Origin of the sequence: Chryseobacterium sp. 1B4 (assembly GCF_036631475.1) — a bacterium.
In the GTDB taxonomy this organism is placed as follows: Bacteria; Bacteroidota; Bacteroidia; order Flavobacteriales; family Weeksellaceae; genus Chryseobacterium.
This window is the reverse complement of record NZ_JAPNUF010000006.1, coordinates 326,658-347,822: the sequence shown is the minus strand read 5'-3', so window position 1 is coordinate 347,822 and position 21,165 is coordinate 326,658. Positions and strand designations below refer to the sequence as shown.

Genomic DNA, 21,165 nt, shown 5'->3' with positions numbered 1-21,165 from the left:
TGATTATCAGTGTTTAAATCTTTCAAAAGCCGCTCTCTCCAGCATCTCTCTGTCATCAGGATGGGCAATGCTGATCAGCTCCTGTGCTCTCTGGCGAAGATTTTTTCCATACAGATAAGCAGTACCGTATTCAGTAACGACGTAGTGAATGTGACCTCTTGTTGTTACCACTCCGGCTCCCTGTTTAAGGAAAGGAACAATTCTTGAAACTCCCTTTTTGGTTCTGGCCGTAATGGCAATGATAGGTTTTCCGTCATCACTTAAAGCCGCGCCACGCATAAAATCCATTTGTCCTCCGATCCCGCTGTACTGAAGAGTTCCGATAGAGTCGGCACATACCTGTCCTGTAAGGTCTATTTCAATGGCAGAGTTGATGGCGACCATTTTTTTGTTTCTCATGATATTGATCGGGAAATTGACTTCACTTACATCTCTGAAAGCAAACACGGTGTTATCATCTACATAATCATAGAGTTTTCTGGTTCCGAAGCAGAAGCTTGTAATGGTTTTATTGTCGTTGTACCCTTTATATTTGTTATTGATCACATCATTCTGAATTAGATCGATAACACCGTCACTCAGCATTTCTGTATGAATTCCGAGGTCTTTATGATTGGTAAGGCATTTCAAAACCGCATCAGGAATGGTTCCGATACCCATCTGAAGGGTAGATTTGTCTTCGATAAGTTCAGCCACATTTTTCCCAACGAGCATTTCTTCAGGACCTACTTTTGAACCGTAATCTACCGTTGGAAGTTCCTCTTCATGCCATACCAGTTTGTGGATTCTGCTGATGTGGATCATACCGTCACCATGGGTTCTCGGCATTCTTGGATTAACGATGGCCACAATGATTTTTGCCGTATCTACTGCTGCTCTGGCAATATCTACAGAAGTTCCCAGTGTGCAGAAGCCATGTCTGTCCGGAGGTGAAACAGTGACCAGGGCTACATCCAGAGGTAAGATATTTTTTCTGAACAGAATAGGAATTTCACTTAAGAATACCGGAACGAAGTCACCTCTGTCGGAATTTACAGCATCACGCACAGGGGTGGAAACAAATAAAGAGTTGATGAAAAAGCTGTCTTTGTATTGAGGCTTTGCAATTTCCACATTTCCCTGCTGGGTAATGGAAACCATTTCCACATTTTGTAACCTGCCGGACTGTCTTGCCAGCTCATAAATCAGATAATTCGGGGTACATGCACTGCCGTGAAAGAATACACGGTTTCCACTTTTTATTGTATATATTGCTTCTTCCGCACTGATGTAATTATTCATATTTTGTCTTTTAAAAGGGTGTTCAACGTATTTTTACATCTCATAAAAATACCGCTCTTCTTTCAAAGATAATCTTTATAATTTTATATTCATATAAATATTTTAAGGATATGGTACAGACTTTTGTCATATGAATCAACCGGATATGAATGTAACAGAAAAAAGGACCAAATGCATTGGCATTCAGTCCTTTTTCTTATTTATTTCTTGGTGAAAATATTTAATTAGCGGCTTCTGCAGCTGTTTTCTGCTTCATGCTTCTGGTTTCTGCAAATCGCAAATGCCAGCTGAAGGCTTCCTGTAATAAATGAGGAGTATGTCCCCCTTTTTCACAGGCCCTGTCGAAGTAAGATTGTAATTCTTCTTTATAATCCGGGTGGACACAATTGTCTATGATCTTCTGTGCTCTTTCTCTTGGAGCTAAACCTCTTAAATCAGCCAATCCAACATCTGTTACCAGAATATCTACATCATGTTCAGTATGATCAGTATGCGAAACCATTGGAAGGACGTGGGAAATATTGTTTCCTTTTGAAGCTGCCTGCGTTACAAAAATACTCAGATAAGCATTTCTTGCAAAGTCTCCGGAACCTCCGATTCCGTTCATAATTTTTGTTCCACCGATATGGGTAGAATTTACATTTCCATAGATATCAAATTCAATAGCAGTATTGATGGCAATTACTCCCAATCTTCTGATTAATCCGGGAGTATTGGAAATGTTCTGAGGTCTTAAAACAAACTTTTCCTTATATTTTGAGAGGTTTCCTAAAACTCTTTCGTAGCATTCCTGGGAAACGGTAATGGAAGATGCTGAGGCAAAGCTTAGCTTACCGGAATCGATCAGATCAAAGGTACTGTCCTGAAGTACTTCGGAAAACATGGTAAGATCATAAAAATTACTGTCTTTGAAACCTGTGAGAACAGCATTGGCTACTTTACCAATACCTGCCTGAAGGGGAAGTAATCTGTCTGTAAGACGCCCCAAACGTACTTCATTTTCAAAGAATGCAAGAAGATGTTTAGCGATAGCGGTAGTTTTTTCATCCGGTTCTGCAATATCTGCCGGGCTGTCTTTGCGGTTAGTAAAAACAATGGCTTCAATTTTATTGGGGTCAACGGGAATGCTTTTTCTTCCGATTTTATTCCATGGAGCTACAATAGGAATGACATTTCTGTAAGGATAATCTTCTGCCTGGTAAATGTCATGGATTCCGTAGACTTCTTCCGGAACTTCTGTATTGATTTCAATGATGATTTTTTTAGCCAAAGCCCCAAAGGTTACCGAATTTCCTACCGATGTAGTAGGGACAATACTTCCGTCTCTTTCAATATAGGCCGCTTCAATAATCGCTACGTCAATACTTTGAAGATTTTTAGTGTGAAGAAGTTCGGCACTTTCGCTCAAATGCTGGTCGATGAAGAGAATTTCACCATTGTTGATTTTGTTTCTTAATACAGGATCTACCTGGAAGGGCATTCTTTTTTCAGGACGTTGGCTTCTGCCAGTTTTCCGTCGGTACCGTGGCCTAGTGAAGCTCCTGTCATTAAAGTAACTTTAAGGTCTTCGGTTTTTCCTCTTTCCGCCAGTGCCGGCAAAACGGCTTTGCTGTCACCTGCTTTTGTAAAGCCGCTGGACCCAATGGTCATGCCGTCTTTGATAATCTTTACTGCATTTTCCGCGGTGGTTACTTTGTCGCGTAGGCTTTCTAATCTGATTCTTTCTAACATGTAATATTGATTTTGTTTTAAACCACCATTACTTAGGATGCGTCATGAAAAATAATGATGGTCAATATGTTAACCATACCTCACAAATTTACGAAAAAAGACGCTTTAAATAAAGGATTTAAAGCGTCTTTTGTATGTATTCAGCAATACTTTTCTGATGATTGTACTGTTTTATTCCAGCCAAGAAGTTTTATAAGAAGGATCTTCCACTTTTAAAGCTTCTTCTGTAATTTTCAAAGGACGGAAAGGGTCAACCATAACAGCATATTCTTCCGTGAACTTTTTACCGATACTTCTTTCCATAGCACCTGGGTGTGGTCCGTGTACAATTCCTCCGGGGTGAAGCGTAAAATCCATCAAATCAATATGATTACGGCTCATGAAATCACCTTCCGTGTAGAATAATACCTCATCAGAGTCAATATTGGAGTGGTTATAAGGTGCCGGGATCGCCTGTGGATGGTAATCATACATTCTTGCACAGAATGAGCAGACTACGAAATTGTGTCCCTCGAAATTCTGGTGAACCGGCGGCGGTTGATGAATTCTTCCTGTAATCGGTTCAAAGTTTTTAATATTGAATTTATAAGGATAAAAATATCCGTCCCAGCCCACAACATCAAACGGGTGTGTTGCGTAGATGAAATCTGTAATCTGGTTTTCTTTTTTTACTTTAATCAGGAATTCTCCTTTTTCATCAACGGGTTCTTTGAAAACAGGAGCCATCATATCTCTCTCACAGAATGGAGAATGCTCCAGAAGCTGCCCGAATTCATTTCTGTATCTTTTCGGAGTATAAATAGGAGAGTGGCTTTCCAGTACGAAAAATACAGTATCGTCAGATGTTAATTCTACCTGATAAATGGTTCCTCTCGGAATAATAAGATAATCTCCGGTTACGAATTCAAGGTCTCCTACAAATGTTTTCAGAATTCCGGCTCCCTGATGAACGTACAAAAGCTCATCACATTCTGCATTTTTGTAGAAATAATCCATCGAATTTCTTGGTTTTGCCAATCCCATTTTCAGGTCGTTGTTCATCAAGAGAATTTTCCGGCTGTCCAGGAAATCGTTTTCAGGAGTAACATTCATCCCCTTAAACATTCTGGGAGTAATGTTTTTTTCCACAGCTATCTTAGGAGTGACATCTTTCGGCTCACCGATCGATTTGATCTGTGTGGGGCGGTGGATATGATATAACAGAGAAGAAATACCATGGAAGCCTTCCGTACCGAAAAGCTGTTCATAGTAAAATTTATCTTCAGGAGACTTAAAGATCGTATGCCTTTTTGGTGGGATATTTCCCGATTGATGATATCTCATTTTACTTTCGTATGTAGTTTCTCAAATTTAATCATTTTTCATGAATTGACTCAATCTATATTTTTAAGCAAAGTTTTGTATTTGAAAAATAATTGTTAGATTTGTCTAACAATTTTAATTTCATGAAGCGAATATTATTTTCTATTACTTTTTTATCAACTTACTGTTTTGCACAGGAGGCAGATAGTTTGAGTCTCCAACAATTTAAAGATCCTGACTCTGCAGGCGTTACAAAAAGTGGAATCAAAACAAGTAATATAGAAGATGTAGTGGTTACAGGAACCATAAAACCAATGAGCAGATCGAAAAGTCCTGTGGCAGTAGAGATCTACAGTCAGAAATTTTTCCAGAAAAATCCTACGCCCAGCATTTTTGAGGCCATTGCCATGGTGAATGGAGTAAAACCTCAGCTGAACTGTTCGGTATGCAATACGGGAGACATCCACATCAACGGGCTGGAAGGACCTTACACGATGATTTTGATTGACGGAATGCCGATTGTAAGCTCACTTTCCACCGTATACGGATTAAGCGGAATCCCTAATAGCCTGGTGGATAGAATAGAGGTGGTAAAAGGTCCTGCGTCTTCTATATATGGTTCTGAAGCGATGGGAGGAGTGATCAATATTATTACCAAAAATGCTTTGACTGCCCCTAAACTGAGTGTTGATATGATGACCAGTACCTGGAGTGAAAATAATCTGGATCTTTCCACAAAATTCAATGTTGGAAAAAAGGCCGCTTCATTATTAAGTTTAAATTATTTCAGCTTTCAGGAAAGGATAGATCAGAATAAAGATAATTTTACGGACGCTACGCTGCAAAGCAGGATTTCGGTTTTCAACAAATGGAATTTTAAAAGAAAGGAAAACAGACAGGCAAGTTTTGCGATGAGGTACCTGTATGAAGACCGTTTTGGAGGTGAAATGCAATGGAATAAGTCTTTCCGTGGCAGTGATAACGTATACGGAGAAAGTATTTATACCAACAGGGCAGAGATTTTCGGTTTATATGAATGGCCCATGAAAGAGCATATTGTGACTCAGTTTTCTTATAACTATCATGACCAGAATTCATTTTACGGATCCAATCCGTTCAATGCCACGCAAAAGGTAGCTTTTGTGCAGACGTATTGGGACAGAAGCCTCGGGAAACATGATATTACTGCCGGACTTACATTTAAAAGAACATTTTATGATGATAATACTCCGGGAACATTAGCCGCAGACGGGATCACCAATGCACCGATGAAATCCCCGATCTGGGGTGCCTTTATCCAGGATCAGTGGGAGATCAATGATAAAAATACTTTGCTGCTTGGGTACAGATATGATTATGATAAAGTCCACCATTCGGTACATTCACCGAGATTTGCATGGAAATTCAATCCTAATCCATATCACACATTGCGTTTCAATTTTGGAACAGGGTTCAGAGTGGTTAATTTGTTTACGGAAGATCATGCAGCTTTGACAGGCTCAAGAGAAGTCGTGGTAAAATCAGACCTGAAGCCGGAAAGATCTGTTAACGGGAACCTGAATTATATCTGGAAAATTCCGGTAGGAAACCGTTTGCTGAATCTTGATGCTTCTGCATTTTATACCTATTTCAGCAATAAAATTGTAGGTGATTTCGATTCTGATCCGAATAAAATTATTTACGATAATCTTCACGGTTATGGAATTTCAAGAGGAGCTTCCCTGAATGTGGATTTTAGCTTTAATTTTCCTCTGAGTGTCAATCTGGGAGTAACGTATCTTGATGTTTATCAGAAATTTGATAATGAAAACCAGAAAACACAGCAGCTTCATGCTCCAAAATGGAGTGGTACTTATAACCTGACTTATAAGTTTCAGGCAATCTGACCATCGATTTTACAGGACAGTTCTATGGACCTATGAGGCTTCCTGTTCTGATAAACGATTACCGCCCTGAATATTCACCGTTTTATTCTCTGGCTAATATTCAGGTGTCTAAGAGCTTTACATCCGGATTTGAAGTGTATTGCGGAATAAAAAACCTATTCAATTTCAGACCCAAAGACCCTTTGATGAGACCGTTTGACCCGTTTGATAAATATGTTGATGATCCTGTTAACAATCCTAATCATTATACTTTTGATACGGCATACGGCTATGCACCGATGCAGGGAATCAGAGGTTTCCTGGGTGTAAAATATACTTTAAAATGAAAAAATTAGCTTTATTTTTAATGTTAGTGCCCTGTTTTTATCTGTCTCAGATGAAGGCAGGCACTTTTTCTGATCTTGAGATACGGCAGAAAGAAAATCCTAGACCAATTGTGATCCATCTATATACAGATTGGTGTGCGGTCTGTAAGATTGAGTCTTATCGTTTGAGCCAGGATAAAGAGCTGGTTCATTTGATGAATGATCATTTTTATTTTGTTAATTTTGAAGCAGAGAAGACGAAGGAAAAGATTTATTTCCAGAATCAGACATTTGAATATCTGCAGAATGGAAATTCCGGAATTCATGAATTGGCACTGGCATTATCAAAGAATAAAAATCAGCCGGTTTATCCTTTGTGGATATTTCTGGATAAACATCAGAATCTGGTGTATTATCAGGAAGGGCAGATGACGTCTGAAAAAATGAAGGACAAACTGAAGGAGGTTTCTGGTTTGTAAGTTGAGAAGTTTTTGTTGGAAAACCCAAAGGCGCTAAGGTATTTCTTTTTAATCTGTTTATAAGACGCAAGGGATTTTAACTGCGATAAAATTGTATGTTCCTAATACTATTAATCTTTGCTGAAAATCTTTGATTTTCTTGCACCACAAAACAACTTATTGTTTGTTTTTCTTGCGCCTTTGCGTTTTCCCAACTTTAAAAATCTTTTTATTTCCCACAGATCGCACAGATTACGCAGATCTCTGTAAAATTTGCTGCATCTACATGAATTTTTATCTGTGGGATTTGTGGGAAATTTTTTACTATTAAATTTTTGCATCAATCAAAACCGCCAGCTGAACACACGGCTCATCAGAACGGTTGCTCCATGCATGATTAGTTCCTCTCTGAATGACGATGTCTCCCGGTTTCAGAAGCGTTTCACCATCTTCCATGACGAGATAGAGCTCACCGGAAAGGATGATGATGTAATCCAGTGTAGGAGTCTGGTGCATCATCGGATGAGGTTCGTTCTTTTTCCATTCTATGCCTAAATTTTTATCCGGCGGAACTACTACATATCTGAAATAAGTACCGTTTTTAGGCGTTTGCGGAAATCCTGTATTGGGAATTCCGGTTTCAAAATCCAGACTTGCCGGCATTGTTTGCGTATTCCATACATCAGAAATAATAAGCCCCGGAAAATGTTCCACAGCGTTTTCTACTTGCTGATCCTCTATAATAACAGACTTTCCGTCTTTCAATCCTGTAACAATTCGTCTTGGTATTTTATTCATCATTTCTCATGATAAGTTTATGACCCTGGGTCTGATTATTTTTTAACATAGAGTGAGCTTTCATAACAGTTTCCAGAGAAAGATTTCCTATAATTTTGTGCTGAGGAGGAAGGATTGTTCCGTTTTCAATAAGTTTTTTTATTTCCAGTAAACTGTTTTTATAATAGTCATATTTTTTAGTCATACCATAAGTGTAATTGGAGATATTCATGATCAAAGTTCCTTTGTTGAACAATGTTTCATGGGCATCTTTTGTTACCAAAGCAGTAACATCTACATAGGTACCGTTGATTGTTAAAACTTCAGCCGTTACTTCTGACATATAGTTTCCTACGAGATCAATTCCATATTCGAAAGGCTGGTCATTATTGGCTTTCAGAATATTTTCAATAAGATTTTCCTCTCTGTAATTAACGATCTGATGACTTTTTTAATCCTAAACTGAGAAGCATCTGCCTGTTTTCTTCACTGCCAGCGGTTGCTGTGATCTGCCGGATATTATAGGCTAATAAAAGTTTAATCAGGAATGAACCCACCCCTCCGGCAGCGCCTGTCACAAGGACAGTATTTTCCGGATTTAATTTCAAACGGTTAAAGATCTGCAAAGAGGTAAGCCCTGCAGAAGGAATAGCAGCCGCCTGCTCAAATGAAATATTCTCAGGCTTAAAAGAAACAATGGCTTCAGGAACGCTTATGTATTCTGCATACGTGCCGTTGCTTCCCATAGAACCGCTGCCGCAGTACACTTCATCACCAATGTTGAATGCTGTAACTTCGGAGCCTTTATCCACAACAATTCCGGATAATTCTCTTCCTAATATCGGGGAACTGATCAGTTTTCGCTCCAGTTCATTTTCCAGCATCTGATGGTCGATGGGATTGAAACCGCTTGCTTTAATCTGAATCAAAACTTCATTACTTTGGGGCTGGGGCTGTTCTGCGAATCCGTCTTCCAGCTTTCCGTTTTTATTTAAAATAACTGCTTTCATATGATTAATTTGATATACAAATGTAAAGAGGGAATAGTTTATATTTGCTACCAGTTAACCAATGGTAACTAGTTACCTTCACGAAACTATTATGGCAAAAATTATTGAAAACGGCATCGAAAGAGAAGCGAGCTGTACAGAAGAATTGTTCGCGATGCGGGACAGTCTGGATGTTTTAGGAGGAAAATGGAAACTGATGATCCTGCGTTACCTTACGAACAGACCGGATCAGATGATTCATTTTAAAAAGCTGGAACGCAGTATTGAAGGAATCTCGGCCAAAATGCTGAGTAAAGAATTGAAAGAACTGGAAATGAATCTTCTGATCACCAGAACCATTCAGGATACAAAACCGATTACGGTGACCTATGCTGTGACAGAATATGGAAAATCTGTATTTCCGGTGACCGAAACGTTGGTGAATTGGGGAATCCTTCATCGTGAAAAAATCAAAGAATCAATGAGTTCTTCTGCATAATAGATCAAAAAATCCTCAGGCCCATATAGAGTTGAGGATTTTTAAATAATACCAAATTGATTATTAATTTTTGTTTAACCACGACCGTACCAGTTCCGGGTGATCTTTCACCCACGCTTTGGCAGTGGCTTCTTTGTTTTTAGTCTGTTCCATTTTCATTAAAAGATCAGACATGTTTTCATCATCAAAATGAAGCTTTGAAAAGAATCTGGCCAGCTCCGATGATCTTTTGAAAAGCTTTTCCTGGAATAAGTCTTAATCTGTTCCGCTTCACCATAAATCTTTTTGGGATCATCCAGAAACTTAAGCTTCATCTTACCAAACATCCAGTGGGGCTGCCATCCCGTTACCACAATCCATTGTTTGTGCTGTATGGCATTCTGTAATTCGGTGATCATAGCAATGGTAGAGGAGTTGATCTGCTGATAATCCAGTTTATACTCTATGATTGCTTTGTCTGTTCCGGTGGTTAATCCGGCTCCTTTTTCAATTCCTATAATTCTTTGATTGAATTGATTTTTATGCTGATTGAGTTCTTCAATGGAGTTCACAGGAACATATTCCGGAACGACCAAACCTATACGGCCGTTGTCATAATTGGTTCCAAGATGTATTAATCCCGGAAATTTAGCCAGCTTTTTTGCGTGGGTGTAAGGAAGCCATACTCCCATGAAAAGATCCGTATCTTCATTATTCATAGAAGCCAGAATCATATCCGTAGAGGCTTTTTGAATAATAACATGATATCCCTGCTCGTCCAGAATGGCTTTAGCCACGTGCGTCATCGCAACATCTTCTGCCCAGCCATCTACCATTCCGATGGTAATATACTTAGAGTTTTTTATGTTTTCGCACGAATGTAATGTGGAAAATACCAACATTAAAACGGGGAAAAACAGATATTTTAATTGTTTCATCTTATTGCTTTTTCTTTACAAATCCCTGGGTAATCCTGTCGAGGATAACGGCTAAAATCACCACGGATAATCCACTTTCAAATCCTAAACCGATATCCAGATTATTAATTCCTTCCAGTACTTTTTCCCCAAACCGCCTGCAGCAATCATTCCTGCAATCACAACCATGGATAAGGATAACAATATAGTTTGATTAATCCCTGTTAAAATTGTTTTTATCGCTAAAGGAAGCTCTACTTTGAACAAAATCTGCCGGCCGGTAGCTCCAAAAGCCCTGGCTGCTTCTACAATATCTTTCGGAACAGCTTCAATTCCTAATGACGTTAACCGTACTGCAGGAGGCATGGCAAAAATAATGGTGGCAAAAGCACCGGGTACTTTACCGATACTGAAAAACAGCACCGCAGGAATCAGGTAGACAAACGCCGGCATAGTCTGCATCAGATCCAGTAAAGGGCGGATGATTTTGTCCGCTATTTTGCTTTTCGCAGCCAGAATTCCCAGAGGAATAGAAAGTACAAGGGCTGTAATAGTAGAAACAAAAATAAGGGCCAGCGTTTCCATGGTTTCTGTCCATAATCCCATTAAAAATATTAAGCTTAATCCGGCTGCGGTTACTACAGCGATGGCTTTTCCGGCTTTCCACAGTGCCAAAAGGGTAAAAAAGAGAATGATTACATAAAAGGAGTGTTTGTTAATACCCATTCAATCCCCATAATAGAGGCATTTCCTAAGTGTTTGATAACATCGAATACAGGTTTTCCGTTTTCTGTGAGCCAATTGATTGCAGTTTCTACATATTGACCTATATCTATAGTTTTATTCATCTTATTGGTTGTTTGCGATTTCTTTTAATTCAATAATTTCTTCTTCGTTAAACTTTGTGGCTTCTATGACAAGAGATAACTGGGTAACAAGACCTAAAAATTTATTGTCTTCATCAATCACGGCAATGGACGATTTATTTTCGGAGATCAACGGCAGCATTTCCTCTACCGTCACTTCAGGATATACCGAAGGAACATTACTGTTGATAATGGATTCCACCGTAGGTTCTTTCTTTTTGGCAATTCTGACCACATCGTTAAGGGTAACAAATCCCAGGAATTTATTTTGAAAATCGACCACAGGTAAGTTTTCCAGACCTGTAGCTCTCATTTTTCTTAAAGCACCCTCGGGACCATCTTTTCTGAATCTTACCACTGTGGCTTTATCAAACATTAAAGATCTGGCGGTAATAATGGTTTTACGATCTACTTTTTCCACAAACGCTTTTACATAGTCGCTTGCAGGATTGGTTAAAATTTCTTCGGCTGTTCCTATCTGTTCTATGACACCATCTTTCATGATGACGATACGGTCTCCGATTTTAATGGCTTCGTCCAGGTCATGGGTAATAAAGACGATGGTTTTCTGTAAGGTATTCTGCAGTTCAAGCATCTGATCCTGCATTTCAGACTTTATCAGTGGGTCCAGAGCTGAGAAAGCTTCGTCCATCAGCAATACTTCGGGATCATTGGCCAAAGCTCTTGCCAATCCTACTCTCTGCTGCATTCCTCCTGAAAGTTGCGAAGGATATTGGTTTTCGAAACCGGTTAATCCTACGATATCCAGTGCTTTGCGCTTTTTTATCCCGGGAAGCCTTGCGTTCTCCTCTGATTTCCAGCCCGAATCCCGCATTGTCTAAAACGGTGTGATGTGGAAGCAATCCGAATTTCTGGAATACCATGCTCATTTCCGTTCTTCTTACTTCTAAAAGCTCCTTGTTGTTTTTACCAGTAATATCATCGTCATTGATATATACTTTTCCTGAAGTGGGTTCATTTAATCTGTTTAGGCAGCGCAGCAAAGTAGATTTTCCGCTTCCGGAAAGCCCCATGATCACAAAGAATTCTTCATAGATTTCAAAACTGGCCTTGTTGATTCCTATGGTACAGCCTGTTTTTTCAAGAATTTTTTTGGAAAAACCTTTGTCTAAAAGTTCCTGTGCTTTTTCTTTGTTTTTGCCAAAGATGATGGTCAGGTCTTCAACCTTAAGTTTTACTTTTCGAGTGTTTTCATTTTTTTCCATATTCAGAATTTTTCAATTAATAATTTGATATAAAAACTGTACACCGGTTTATATATACATTTAGCTTTAGTTGTTCTGCTGATGACGATAGAATAAAATAACTTGCCGGGCCTTTAGTGATAAAAGCTTCAAACAAAAAAATAACAGCATAAAGACCTGAAGGCCTTATGTTTATTTTAAATATTTCAATAGATTATACTCTAGAAAAGAGTGTATTATGCAAAAGAAATTAATCTTTTACATAGATTCTACAATTAAATTACTGATGAGGTAATTACAGATATGTGTACTGAACAACTTGAATGGCTACATTTAATCAAAATGCCTGCCAGCATCAAAAAACTGTATATCAATTTTTATGACGGTGCAAATTTACGAAATTTATATTAAATCGATTTCGTGTTGCATAAGCTGTTGATTTTCAAAAGTTTTTAAAGAAGTGTTTTTATGACGAATTTTCTCTTATCATTAATGTTAAGAGAATTGATTTGAAAGGTTTAGGAATAGTTTATAAAATTATTTCAGTAAAACGGCAATAATTGCAAGGATAGCGGGTAATGCCTGAACGAAAAATATTTTTTAGTAGCAGAAACAGCTCCATAGATTCCGGCTATGGCAACACATCCTAAGAAGAATAAAGCTACATTTGTCTGCCACTGAGAATCTTTAATTAAAAATGACCAGATCAGTCCGGCAGACAGAAAGCCGTTGTAAAGCCCCTGATTGGCAGCAAGTCCCTTGGTAGGCTTAAACATTTCCGGAGGCAGGGCTGCTTTAAACACTTCTTTCCCTTTGGTTTCCCAGGCAAACATTTCCATCCAGAGAATATAAAGGTGTTCCAGTGCAACGACAGCGATCAGAATTTTAGCAACGATTTCCATGATTCAATATTTTTCTCATTGTAAAACTAAAAATAAAGTTAAGTTTGAGCATTAATTCTTACAATGAACCCGTTCAAAGCACATTTAAATAAATTCATTACCGTAACCGATGAGGAATATCCTTCTATTGTATCATTTTTCAGGGTGATGGAGGTAAGGAAGAAGCAGAATCTGATGCTTGAAGGGGAGATATGCCGGAATATGTTTTTTGTGATAAAAGGCTGTCTGAGGAAGTTTTTTATCAATGAAAAAGGAGTGGAGAATACTACTCAGTTCGCCATAGAAAACTGGTGGATTACAGATACTTTTGCCTATGAAAGGCAGCTGCAGACGGATTTTAATATTCAGGCGGTGGAGCATTCTACTATTTTGGTGATTGATTTTAAAAGTCTGGAATTATTGTTTGCAAAACATCCTGTAATGGAGCGTTATTTCCGGATTATTTATCAAAGGGCTTATGCTGCTTCAGAAAGAAAACTCCGCTACTTGTCTGAATTTTCAAGAGAAGAGCTGTACATCCATTTCAGCACGATGTACCCATGGTTTATTCAAAGGATTCCCCAATATCTTGTTGCTTCATTTCTAGGATTTACACCGGAATATTTAAGTGAAATTAAAGCAAAATTACGATCTTAAACCAGTTTAAGTTTTTTACGGATCATAAGCCGGAAATTTGTCATGTAATTAAAAGCCAATGCAATGACAGATACAAAAGATCAATTTCCGCAGCTATTTTTAAGACTGGCTCTTGCCGTGACGATGCTTTCTGCTGTTGCAGACCGGTTCGGCTGGTGGAGCAAAGAAAATTCATCATGGGGAAATATGGAAAGTTTCAAAGAATATACAAGACAGCTTACCTATTTCCTTCCGGAATCTCTGAGTACATTCTCAGCGTATGCCGCTACTTTTTTAGAAATTTTTCCCTCTGATGCTGATTCTTGGATTTAAAACCAGAATTGCAGCGTATGGAAGCAGTATTCTGCTGCTGATTTTTGCGGTAACCATGACCGTTGCATCAGGATCAAAAGCCCCACTCAATTACTCGGTATGGGTAGGAAGTGCCTCCGCTCTTTTACTGGCGGTTCAGCAACATTATTCTTTAAGTATAGATCAATTAACCAAAAAATAATACATATTATGAGCGCAAGATTAAATATTGCAACAGTAGATTCAGCAGCTTACAAAGCGATGATGGGATTGGAAGGATATTTACAAACTATTTCCTTGACACCCATTCAGAAAGAATTAATTAAAATCAGAGCTTCACAGATCAATAAATGTGCTTTCTGCCTTGATATGCACACCAAAGATGCCATCAAATACGGTGAAACCCCTCAGAGAATTTTTATTCTGAACGGATGGACGGAAGCAAAAGAATTCTTTACAGAAGAAGAGCAGGTACTTTTGGCAATGACAGAGGAAATTACACTGATCAGCCAAAACGGATTAACAGAAGAAACCTTCCAAAAGGCGAAAAAATTCTTTGATGATAACCAGATCGCTCAGATCATCATGGCGATCATAACCATCAATGCCTGGAACAGAATTGCAGTAAGTACTCATCTTCCGATTGCAAAATAGTGAAATCCGGGAGCGGGGGATGGAAGATGGAAGTTGATGAAGACGGTATCATTTACGGATGTTTACTTTATTTAAAACACGGCCTTTCAATTTGAAAGGCCGTGTTTTAATATATAAGATTCAAAGTGACAATGTAGCACCGTTTGGGTATTAATTCTAAAATAAATTCTAAGGTTAATTTTATTTTTTTAACGGAATTACATTGTCACTTTATTTCCCAGATATAAAAGCCGGTTAAACTTTACCAATCCCAAAGTCACAAAAGGGTTCAATTTAAAACACTTGCGTTCACTTAAGTAAGTTTAAAATGATACCGCAGACAAGTTCACACAAGATGAAAATCAAAGATTTTCACAAAACTTAGGTGTACTTATTACGTATAAGGCTTAGTTCTGAAAATACTTAAGTGTTTAAAACTTTTGTTCCTCTTGTGGTTAAAATAATGAATATAAAAGTTTAAACAATCTCATTCTGTAAGTATTTAAATTAATAAATCGCCACAGGATTTACATTCACCTGGGTAGAGCCTACATATAAAGGCTGTCCCAATACAAATAAAAATTCCCAGATTTTTTGCTTCACCAATGGGCGGCTGTCGATCAGTTCCAGGTTATAAATTCCTTTTTTGGCCAGCATAAACTGATTGATGGGAAATTCTTCTTTACTTTTTGGATTTGGATATACTTCAGAAGCCCAGGTGTCCCCGCCAAAAGCTACGATTCCCTGATCGGCAAGCCATTTTGCGGCATCCATTCCGATTCCAGGCTCTGTTTCAAGGAATTGCTGGTTGTTTTTACCAATCAATTCAAGCCATCCGGTATTGAAAAGTATGATATCTCCTTTTCTCAGAGTAAGCCCCTGCTTCTTTAAAACAGATTTAATGTCTTCTACCGTAAATTCTGTTCCTCCCGGCACCATTGATTTTCCATAATGAGCAGTCATATCAAGCACTACACCACGGGTTACAAAAGGTGGTACTTTTTCAACACCCAGCTTTTACCCCTTCTACCGTTACAAAGTCTGTTGCTTTATTTCCGTTGTAGTATCTATTATCAATTCCGATGTGCCCGATTCCATTCAGCTGTGTTCCCACTCCGGTCCATCCGTTGACCAATTCATCATTGAAGGTAAATTTATTCGGACCAATACTTTTTCCACCCTGTTCTCCGGGCTGGATATTATATAAATTAAAACTTCTGTGTCTGAAAGCAGGAAGGTTTTTATCAATGGGAACAGCAAGTGCTAACGTTTTACCTTGTTTCACCAGTCCTAATGCCTGTTTTACAACTTCAGGAGTTAAAAGATTGGCTGCTCCGATCTCATCTTTTGAACCATAGGCAGAAGGATACCATGATTGATCTTCCGGATTAACTAATGTTTGAGCCTTTAAGCTAATGCTGTTGATAGCCAATAGTGTCACTAACCCGAACACTTTGATCAGATTATTTTTCATTTTTATAAGGATTGAGGTTAAAAGAAAGGAAGCCGGAAGCTGGGAGAGGGAAGTTATTGTTGCCGGATAATCAATGCAATCTCTTTGTTCCATGCAGAATAGGGCAATAGAGGCCGCCTGATTATCAGTATACTAATAGAATTTCCATCTTCCAGCCTCCTTCTTCCGGCTTTATATTATAGCTCGCTCAGTGCTGAATTGATGAAGTTCAATTCTTCCTGGGAAAGGTTAATAGACATTGCTTTTGCATTTTCGATGGCTTGCTGAGCATTTCTTGCTCCTGCCAATACTACGGTAATTGCCGGCTGTAAAGTTGTCCATCTTAGTACCAGTTGAGAAAGGCTGGCTCCTTTTTCCTGAGCAATAGGTTCGATTTTTTCTAGGAAAGTTTTTACCTTATTCAAATCAAACTGAGAGAAATATCCGTTTCTGTGGTCGTTATCTTTCAATTGGGTTTCTTTGAAATATTTACCGGTTAAAAGACCTCTTTCCATCGGACTGTACACGATAATTCCCGAATTGTTTTCCAAAGAATAAGGAACAAGATCGTTTTCAATGGCACGGTTCAGCATACTGTAAGAAACCTGGTTGCTGGCAAGTTTTAAAGTCCTGTTAGCTTCTTCCATTTGAGCCACACTGTAGTTGCTTACCCCTGCAGCACGGATTTTTCCCTGTTGGATCAATAGTTCCATAGCTTCCATAGTTTCACAGATTGGCGTAGTGCTGTCCGGCCAGTGAAGCTGTAACAGGTCGATATAATCTGTCCCTAATCTTTTTAAACTTTCTTCCACTTCCTTGATGATGTTCTCTTTTGAAGCCAGTTTATAAACCGGAAGCGTTTTTCCTTCGTCTTCAGCATCAAAGAAAAATTCTCCTTTGCCATTATTGCTTCCGTCCCATACCAATCCGAATTTTGTTAAAAGCTGGATTTTTGAACGGTCCTTTCCTTTGATAGCTTCACCGATCATTTCTTCGCTCAGCCCGAAACCATAGAATGGTGCGGTATCTATAGACGTTACACCATGATCTAATGATGCATGAATAGAGTTGATAGAATCCTGCTTTTCATTACCGCCCCACATGTTTCCACCAATGGCAAAAGCTCCGTGTGTGATTGCTGATAATTCTAGATCTGTGTTTCCTAATTTTCTGTATTCCATTTTGTTTTAATTGTTATGTGTAAACCACCCCGTCAAAAATTCTTTGAATTTTTGCCACCCCTCCGGAGGAGGGGAATTCTCGCCGTCTCAATGGTGACACTTTTAAGAAATTTTCGATTTAAAAAGACCTTAAATGTTCTTCTTCTCTGTATTCTGATTAGAAACTTCTTTTTATTAAGTGTCTGAAACTTTGGTGACTTTTGTGGTTAAAATTATTTGTTATTTAATTCCTTTAAAATTGCTTCTCCCACGCTCTTTGCAGATTGTGGATTTTGTCCTGTAATCACTCTCTGATCTGTTACCACATGATTCTGCCAGAGTCCTGATTTTTCAAATTTTGCTCCTCTTTCTTTCAGCTTATCTTCCAGTAAGAAAGGAACAACATCTGTTAATTTTACTTCAGATTCCTCTTCATTGGTGAAAGCATTGATTTTCTTTCCGTCTACAAGATATTTTCCATTATTGAGCTTGATATTTACCAAACCTGCAGGACCATGGCATACGCCGGCTACAATACCTCCGTTTTCATAGATTTTGGAAGCGATGTTTGCCAGTTCTTGGTTATCTGCAAAATCCCACATCGCTCCATGTCCTCCTGCATAAAAAATGGTTGAATATTCTTTCGGATTTACCTGTGATGGCGTCATAGAATGATCAATCTTGTTTTTGTATTCTGTGTTTTCCCAGAATTCTTTGTTTACAGGATCTTTCAAATCGAAACCATCTACCGGAGGAGTTCCGCCTTTAGGGCTTACAAAGTCGATTTCATATCCTGCCTTGTGAAGAACTTCCCACGGGTGAGAAACTTCTCCCAGATAATATCCTGTATCTTCTCCGGTATTGCCTTTTTTATCATGGCTGGTTACGACGAATAAAATTTTCTTTTTCACATTCTTTGATTTTTTGGTTTGTGCCTGTACGAAGCCTATGGTAAAGACTGCAAGCATTAAAAACGCTAATCTTTTCATAATTATATGATATAGGTGGTATAAATCTGTGGTTTTTCCTGAAGCTTTTCATCCACCAAAGCTCCGAAAGCCTGGATATAAGGCTGCTGGTTGTGCTGATCCAGTCCTTCTTTGTTTTTCCAGATTTCGTAGAAAACAAACTCATTTTTGTCTTCAATTCCCTGATGTAAGCTGTAAAGCTCACATGCTTCTTCTTTTCTTGTTTCTTTTACCATATTCTGAAGAACTTCCAATACTTCTGGCTGATGTTCTTCTTTGGCTTTTATAATGGCTGTTAAATGAATTTTCATAATTAAATATAATTTTCAATTGAAGTATAGATGGGTTTCCAGCCCAGTTCTGTTCTGGCTTTATCTGCACTGCATATGCTGCTGGATGCAAAACCGAAATAGCCGCCTGCAGGCCCGAAATTGTCAACAGCATCCTGTACGCTTAAAGATATGGCGGGTTCCAGGTGATATTTTTTACTGATGATTTCTGCAATGTTTTTCAAAGAAGATGAACCATTTTCTGCATAATACATAGAGCCTTCTTTTGCTTTTTCCAAAGCCAGCACATACAGGTCTGCCAGATCTTCAATGTGTAAATTGGACCAGACATTTTCACCTTCACCGAAATAAACACCGTGCCCCTTTTTCCGGGAAAAATTAATCAGGGCGGGAATCTGGATGCTGTCCTTTTTTATTCCCAGACCTTCTCCATACACCATCGTAGGAACAATAACGATACTTCTTATACTTTTTTTAACAGATTGAAGTACATAATTATTGATCAGTACTCTTGAAGCCATTTCCAGTCTTGGAGTCAAAGGAAAATCTTCCGTATACACAAAATCACTTCTTTTACCATCTTCTTTACCTCCAAAAATGGCAGAACCTGAAGTAAAAATAAAGGTTTTATGGCTTCCTTCCAGAGCTTTGATAAAGTTGTCCACAGCATAAGCATCATCAGCAGAATCAGCATTGTGAATGACCGCATCAACATCGGCAACGGCTGCTTTGATAAGGTCTTCATTGTGGATGTTACCAATAATTGTTCGGATTCCCGATGATTCCAGTTCCTGTAGGTGAGCTTCATTACGAACCAGGCCTGTCACTTCATAATTCCTCTCAAGGAGCTTTTGGGCAATACTACCGCCAATATAGCCGGTAATCCCTGTGATCAGTATTTTTTTCATGATACCAGTTCAGATGTTAATTCTTTTTCAAAAACATTTCTTACATGTTCTCTGTAAAGCTTCATATCGCGCTCTATATTGGCGTTTTTCTCCACATCGTGGAAGTGGAAGCTTTCCATTTTTTCCATAGAAACAAAAGCATTCATTCTGTGGAATCCAAATAATGGTCCTTCATCCACGCTTTTTTCATTAAAGAACTCTCCGGGCAGCGTGAAAGCGGTTGCAGGAGCATTCCAGCTTGTAGTAAGCATGTATTTTCTGCCGCCAAGCATTCCTCCTGTACCATAATTGATTTCAGGGTTCTCAGCCTTTCTTCCGTCACTCATGTAAATTCCTTTTGCATGACCTGCGGTGAATACTTCATCGATATATTTTTTCAATCCGTTCGGAAGCTGGAACCACCAGATCGGAGTGTGGTAAATAATATAATCTGCCCATACAAACTTTTGAACTTCTTCGTGTTTGTCATAATTTTCGCTTACATTGGTGATCTTTACCTCTACGTTGTCAAATTCTTTAAGAACTGCCAATGTATTTTCTGCGATAGTCTGATTATATTTTCCTCCGGAATGTCCGAAATTCTGTCCTCCGTTGATGATTAATACTTTTTTCATTTTTTTATGATTGTTTAAATTTTACTCTGCAAAGTTAGGATGGATGTTTGTATAATAAAAATAATATAAATTATAGGAAAGTATTATTTAAATTATACTATTTAATATTCAAGGTTTTAGGTTTAAAGTTTAAAGTTGGGAGTGAATGGCCAATCCGCTTCATTTGTGAATTTTTAAGGTTACGAGATTCCGGATCCCGAGCAATTGATGCTATGTGGAAGTTTTCTAACCTGCAGTTCATCATTCACTATTCACTTTGCGAGGCAAAAATTTACCATTAACCATTTCCTTTTCATGGTTAAATGTCATACTATATCCGGACTGAAATTTCTTTTCGTCATGTAAATTTGTAACAAATTGAAGGACAATGATACAGATAGCTGTTTTTAGCGATGTGCATGGAAATCTTCCTGCATTGGAAGTAGTGTTGAAGGATATTGAACAGAGAGGAATCAGGCAGAAATTCTGCTTAGGAGATCTGGTAGATTTTGCACCCTGGGGAAATGAAGTGATTGAAAAAATAAGAAGTTTGAACATTCCTTGTCTGATGGGAAATCATGATGAAAGAATTGCTTTTGATATTCCTGTTGTCCCTTTGTCCAAACACTCAGAAGAAGAGACAAATGCCCGCTTCATTGCGATAGAACATTCTAAAAAACATATTACAATACAGAATAAAAAATTTCTCGCTGAACTTCCTTTTCATTTAAAACTGAATTATAAGACAGGAAAAAGGCACTGGAATATTCAGCTGGTTCACTCGAGCCTTGAGAGTAACGATACTTACCTGTACGAATCAGAAAATGATCAGGTTTTCAGAACGATGCTGGAAAGTGCGGATGCTGATCTGGTTGTGATGGGACATACTCATTTATCATTTAAAAAGCTGTTTGATGACCAAACATGGGCTGTCAACTGCGGCTCTGTAGGCCGCTCCAAAGAAGAAAACAGACTGGCTTCTTATCTGGTATTGACTTTGGACGAAGAAAAGATTACCCCTGAAATTGTACAGTTACCTTATCCGGTTGATGAAACGGTCCGTCAGATACAGGAAAGCGGGATTCCTGATTATTATGCTTCCTTTCTGGAGAATAAGCATGCATCAATATTATAAT

Annotated in this window: 23 protein-coding genes and 4 pseudogenes; 8 read left to right on the top strand and 19 right to left on the bottom strand. The window is 38.4% G+C overall.

The genetic code is table 11. The features are described from left to right. Window positions 1–6: 6 nt before the first annotated feature. The 3 genes and pseudogenes from OWR28_RS07625 to OWR28_RS07615 all read right to left on the bottom strand — a co-directional run bounded on the left by OWR28_RS07625 (window position 7) and on the right by OWR28_RS07615 (window position 4,335). Window positions 7–1,281 (bottom strand): acetyl-CoA hydrolase/transferase C-terminal domain-containing protein, encoded by a 1,275-nt coding sequence (locus tag OWR28_RS07625; RefSeq protein WP_332386120.1) that lies wholly within the window; start codon window positions 1,279–1,281, stop codon window positions 7–9. Window positions 1,282–1,501: 220 nt separating this feature from the next. Beyond that, a pseudogene (scpC, locus tag OWR28_RS07620) lies at window positions 1,502–3,012 on the bottom strand (succinyl-CoA:acetate CoA-transferase ScpC). A gap of 171 nt (window positions 3,013–3,183) precedes the next feature. Continuing rightward, on the bottom strand, window positions 3,184–4,335 hold the full coding sequence (locus tag OWR28_RS07615) for a homogentisate 1,2-dioxygenase (RefSeq protein ID WP_332386119.1): 1,152 nt from the start codon (window positions 4,333–4,335) through the stop codon (window positions 3,184–3,186). A gap of 122 nt (window positions 4,336–4,457) precedes the next feature. On the opposite strand from OWR28_RS07615, the pseudogene OWR28_RS07610 reads away from it, so the two are divergent. Both OWR28_RS07610 and OWR28_RS07605 read left to right on the top strand, forming a co-directional pair. Next, window positions 4,458–6,526, top strand: a pseudogene (locus tag OWR28_RS07610) (TonB-dependent receptor plug domain-containing protein). Continuing rightward, window positions 6,523–6,984, top strand: coding sequence for a thioredoxin fold domain-containing protein (locus OWR28_RS07605; protein ID WP_332386118.1), 462 nt, complete (start codon window positions 6,523–6,525; stop codon window positions 6,982–6,984). Before OWR28_RS07610 ends, OWR28_RS07605 begins: the two are co-directional and overlap by 4 nt. 306 nt (window positions 6,985–7,290) lie before the next feature. On the opposite strand, the gene OWR28_RS07600 is transcribed toward OWR28_RS07605, so the two are convergent. Genes OWR28_RS07600 through OWR28_RS07590 form a run of 3 tightly spaced genes read right to left on the bottom strand, consistent with a single transcriptional unit; the run spans window position 7,291 to window position 8,750 of the window. Continuing rightward, window positions 7,291–7,764 carry a cupin domain-containing protein gene (locus OWR28_RS07600; protein WP_332386117.1) on the bottom strand — a complete coding sequence of 158 codons (474 nt, stop codon included), beginning with the start codon at window positions 7,762–7,764 and terminating at the stop codon, window positions 7,291–7,293. Next, complete coding sequence (locus OWR28_RS07595; protein WP_332386352.1) at window positions 7,754–8,140, bottom strand: hypothetical protein; 387 nt, start codon at window positions 8,138–8,140, stop codon at window positions 7,754–7,756. Before OWR28_RS07595 ends, OWR28_RS07600 begins: the two co-directional genes overlap by 11 nt. A 31-nt stretch (window positions 8,141–8,171) precedes the next feature. Next, window positions 8,172–8,750 (bottom strand): NADP-dependent oxidoreductase, encoded by a 579-nt coding sequence (locus OWR28_RS07590; RefSeq protein ID WP_332386116.1) that lies wholly within the window; start codon window positions 8,748–8,750, stop codon window positions 8,172–8,174. Between the two features lie 91 nt (window positions 8,751–8,841). Between OWR28_RS07590 and OWR28_RS07585 the strand changes: the two genes are divergently transcribed. Then, complete coding sequence (locus OWR28_RS07585; protein ID WP_332386351.1) at window positions 8,842–9,228, top strand: winged helix-turn-helix transcriptional regulator; 387 nt, start codon at window positions 8,842–8,844, stop codon at window positions 9,226–9,228. Window positions 9,229–9,291: 63 nt separating this feature from the next. Here the strand turns inward: OWR28_RS07585 and OWR28_RS07580 are convergent. From OWR28_RS07580 to OWR28_RS07555, 6 genes and pseudogenes are all read right to left on the bottom strand, one after another. After that, window positions 9,292–10,013: pseudogene (locus tag OWR28_RS07580) on the bottom strand (glycine betaine ABC transporter substrate-binding protein). Window positions 10,014–10,229: 216 nt separating this feature from the next. Then, on the bottom strand, window positions 10,230–10,799 hold the full coding sequence (locus OWR28_RS07575; RefSeq protein ID WP_332386115.1) for an ABC transporter permease subunit: 570 nt from the start codon (window positions 10,797–10,799) through the stop codon (window positions 10,230–10,232). 20 nt (window positions 10,800–10,819) lie between these two features. Further along, window positions 10,820–10,972, bottom strand: a complete 153-nt coding sequence (locus OWR28_RS07570) for a hypothetical protein (RefSeq protein ID WP_332386114.1) — start codon at window positions 10,970–10,972, stop codon at window positions 10,820–10,822. Window position 10,973: 1 nt separating this feature from the next. Continuing rightward, complete coding sequence (locus OWR28_RS07565; protein WP_332386350.1) at window positions 10,974–11,753, bottom strand: CBS domain-containing protein; 780 nt, start codon at window positions 11,751–11,753, stop codon at window positions 10,974–10,976. Then, on the bottom strand, window positions 11,659–12,216 hold the full coding sequence (locus tag OWR28_RS07560; protein ID WP_332386113.1) for an ATP-binding cassette domain-containing protein: 558 nt from the start codon (window positions 12,214–12,216) through the stop codon (window positions 11,659–11,661). Before OWR28_RS07560 ends, OWR28_RS07565 begins: the two co-directional genes overlap by 95 nt. A 516-nt stretch (window positions 12,217–12,732) precedes the next feature. Next, window positions 12,733–13,097, bottom strand: a pseudogene (locus OWR28_RS07555) (DUF1304 domain-containing protein). Between the two features lie 63 nt (window positions 13,098–13,160). Here OWR28_RS07555 and OWR28_RS07550 point away from each other — a divergent pair. The 4 genes from OWR28_RS07550 (at window position 13,161) to OWR28_RS07535 (ending at window position 14,678) form a co-directional block, all read left to right on the top strand. Further along, window positions 13,161–13,733, top strand: coding sequence for a Crp/Fnr family transcriptional regulator (locus tag OWR28_RS07550; protein WP_332386112.1), 573 nt, complete (start codon window positions 13,161–13,163; stop codon window positions 13,731–13,733). Between the two features lie 63 nt (window positions 13,734–13,796). Further along, entirely contained in the window at window positions 13,797–14,045 is a 249-nt protein-coding gene (locus OWR28_RS07545) for a hypothetical protein (RefSeq protein WP_332386111.1), read from the top strand. Beyond that, window positions 14,026–14,226 carry a hypothetical protein gene (locus OWR28_RS07540; RefSeq protein WP_332386110.1) on the top strand — a complete coding sequence of 67 codons (201 nt, stop codon included), beginning with the start codon at window positions 14,026–14,028 and terminating at the stop codon, window positions 14,224–14,226. Before OWR28_RS07545 ends, OWR28_RS07540 begins: the two co-directional genes overlap by 20 nt. Before the next feature lie 8 nt (window positions 14,227–14,234). Continuing rightward, on the top strand, window positions 14,235–14,678 hold the full coding sequence (locus tag OWR28_RS07535; RefSeq protein WP_332386109.1) for a carboxymuconolactone decarboxylase family protein: 444 nt from the start codon (window positions 14,235–14,237) through the stop codon (window positions 14,676–14,678). 486 nt (window positions 14,679–15,164) lie between these two features. On the opposite strand, the gene OWR28_RS07530 is transcribed toward OWR28_RS07535, so the two are convergent. From OWR28_RS07530 to OWR28_RS07500, 7 genes are all read right to left on the bottom strand, one after another. Further along, entirely contained in the window at window positions 15,165–15,620 is a 456-nt protein-coding gene (locus OWR28_RS07530) for a cyclase family protein (protein WP_332386349.1), read from the bottom strand. 40 nt (window positions 15,621–15,660) lie between these two features. After that, window positions 15,661–16,131, bottom strand: a complete 471-nt coding sequence (locus OWR28_RS07525) for a hypothetical protein (protein WP_332386108.1) — start codon at window positions 16,129–16,131, stop codon at window positions 15,661–15,663. Between the two features lie 176 nt (window positions 16,132–16,307). Next, entirely contained in the window at window positions 16,308–17,291 is a 984-nt protein-coding gene (locus OWR28_RS07520; RefSeq protein WP_332386107.1) for an aldo/keto reductase, read from the bottom strand. A gap of 212 nt (window positions 17,292–17,503) precedes the next feature. Then, entirely contained in the window at window positions 17,504–18,259 is a 756-nt protein-coding gene (locus OWR28_RS07515) for a type 1 glutamine amidotransferase domain-containing protein (protein WP_332386106.1), read from the bottom strand. A gap of 2 nt (window positions 18,260–18,261) precedes the next feature. After that, complete coding sequence (locus OWR28_RS07510) at window positions 18,262–18,549, bottom strand: putative quinol monooxygenase (RefSeq protein WP_332386105.1); 288 nt, start codon at window positions 18,547–18,549, stop codon at window positions 18,262–18,264. 2 nt (window positions 18,550–18,551) lie between these two features. Then, a complete protein-coding gene (locus tag OWR28_RS07505; RefSeq protein ID WP_332386104.1) occupies window positions 18,552–19,436 on the bottom strand; it encodes an NAD-dependent epimerase/dehydratase family protein in 885 nt (294 codons plus the stop codon). Further along, complete coding sequence (locus OWR28_RS07500; RefSeq protein WP_332386103.1) at window positions 19,433–20,050, bottom strand: NAD(P)H-dependent oxidoreductase; 618 nt, start codon at window positions 20,048–20,050, stop codon at window positions 19,433–19,435. The genes OWR28_RS07505 and OWR28_RS07500 overlap by 4 nt, the downstream gene beginning before the upstream one ends. 367 nt (window positions 20,051–20,417) lie before the next feature. Here OWR28_RS07500 and OWR28_RS07495 point away from each other — a divergent pair, with 367 nt between their 5' ends. Then, a complete protein-coding gene (locus tag OWR28_RS07495; RefSeq protein WP_332386102.1) occupies window positions 20,418–21,164 on the top strand; it encodes a metallophosphoesterase in 747 nt (248 codons plus the stop codon). The last annotated feature ends 1 nt before the right edge of the window (window position 21,165 follow it).

What these genes read in the sequence shown, in the direction of transcription:
- OWR28_RS07590 (WP_332386116.1), bottom strand. Translation starts at nt 8,750, where the DNA reads ATGAAAGCAGTTATTTTAAATAAAAACGGAAAGCTGGAAGACGGATTC.
- OWR28_RS07520 (WP_332386107.1), bottom strand. Translation starts at nt 17,291, where the DNA reads ATGGAATACAGAAAATTAGGAAACACAGATCTAGAATTATCAGCAATC.
- OWR28_RS07495 (WP_332386102.1), top strand. Translation starts at nt 20,418, where the DNA reads ATGATACAGATAGCTGTTTTTAGCGATGTGCATGGAAATCTTCCTGCA.
- OWR28_RS07570 (WP_332386114.1), bottom strand. Translation starts at nt 10,972, where the DNA reads ATGAATAAAACTATAGATATAGGTCAATATGTAGAAACTGCAATCAAT.
- OWR28_RS07625 (WP_332386120.1), bottom strand. Translation starts at nt 1,281, where the DNA reads ATGAATAATTACATCAGTGCGGAAGAAGCAATATATACAATAAAAAGT.
- OWR28_RS07600 (WP_332386117.1), bottom strand. Translation starts at nt 7,764, where the DNA reads ATGATGAATAAAATACCAAGACGAATTGTTACAGGATTGAAAGACGGA.
- OWR28_RS07525 (WP_332386108.1), bottom strand. Translation starts at nt 16,131, where the DNA reads ATGAAAAATAATCTGATCAAAGTGTTCGGGTTAGTGACACTATTGGCT.
- OWR28_RS07510 (WP_332386105.1), bottom strand. Translation starts at nt 18,549, where the DNA reads ATGAAAATTCATTTAACAGCCATTATAAAAGCCAAAGAAGAACATCAG.
- OWR28_RS07560 (WP_332386113.1), bottom strand. Translation starts at nt 12,216, where the DNA reads ATGGAAAAAAATGAAAACACTCGAAAAGTAAAACTTAAGGTTGAAGAC.
- OWR28_RS07540 (WP_332386110.1), top strand. Translation starts at nt 14,026, where the DNA reads ATGCTGATTCTTGGATTTAAAACCAGAATTGCAGCGTATGGAAGCAGT.
- OWR28_RS07505 (WP_332386104.1), bottom strand. Translation starts at nt 19,436, where the DNA reads ATGAAAAAAATACTGATCACAGGGATTACCGGCTATATTGGCGGTAGT.
- OWR28_RS07530 (WP_332386349.1), bottom strand. Translation starts at nt 15,620, where the DNA reads ATGACTGCTCATTATGGAAAATCAATGGTGCCGGGAGGAACAGAATTT.
- OWR28_RS07500 (WP_332386103.1), bottom strand. Translation starts at nt 20,050, where the DNA reads ATGAAAAAAGTATTAATCATCAACGGAGGACAGAATTTCGGACATTCC.
- OWR28_RS07585 (WP_332386351.1), top strand. Translation starts at nt 8,842, where the DNA reads ATGGCAAAAATTATTGAAAACGGCATCGAAAGAGAAGCGAGCTGTACA.
- OWR28_RS07515 (WP_332386106.1), bottom strand. Translation starts at nt 18,259, where the DNA reads ATGAAAAGATTAGCGTTTTTAATGCTTGCAGTCTTTACCATAGGCTTC.
- OWR28_RS07535 (WP_332386109.1), top strand. Translation starts at nt 14,235, where the DNA reads ATGAGCGCAAGATTAAATATTGCAACAGTAGATTCAGCAGCTTACAAA.
- OWR28_RS07550 (WP_332386112.1), top strand. Translation starts at nt 13,161, where the DNA reads ATGAACCCGTTCAAAGCACATTTAAATAAATTCATTACCGTAACCGAT.
- OWR28_RS07545 (WP_332386111.1), top strand. Translation starts at nt 13,797, where the DNA reads ATGACAGATACAAAAGATCAATTTCCGCAGCTATTTTTAAGACTGGCT.
- OWR28_RS07605 (WP_332386118.1), top strand. Translation starts at nt 6,523, where the DNA reads ATGAAAAAATTAGCTTTATTTTTAATGTTAGTGCCCTGTTTTTATCTG.
- OWR28_RS07615 (WP_332386119.1), bottom strand. Translation starts at nt 4,335, where the DNA reads ATGAGATATCATCAATCGGGAAATATCCCACCAAAAAGGCATACGATC.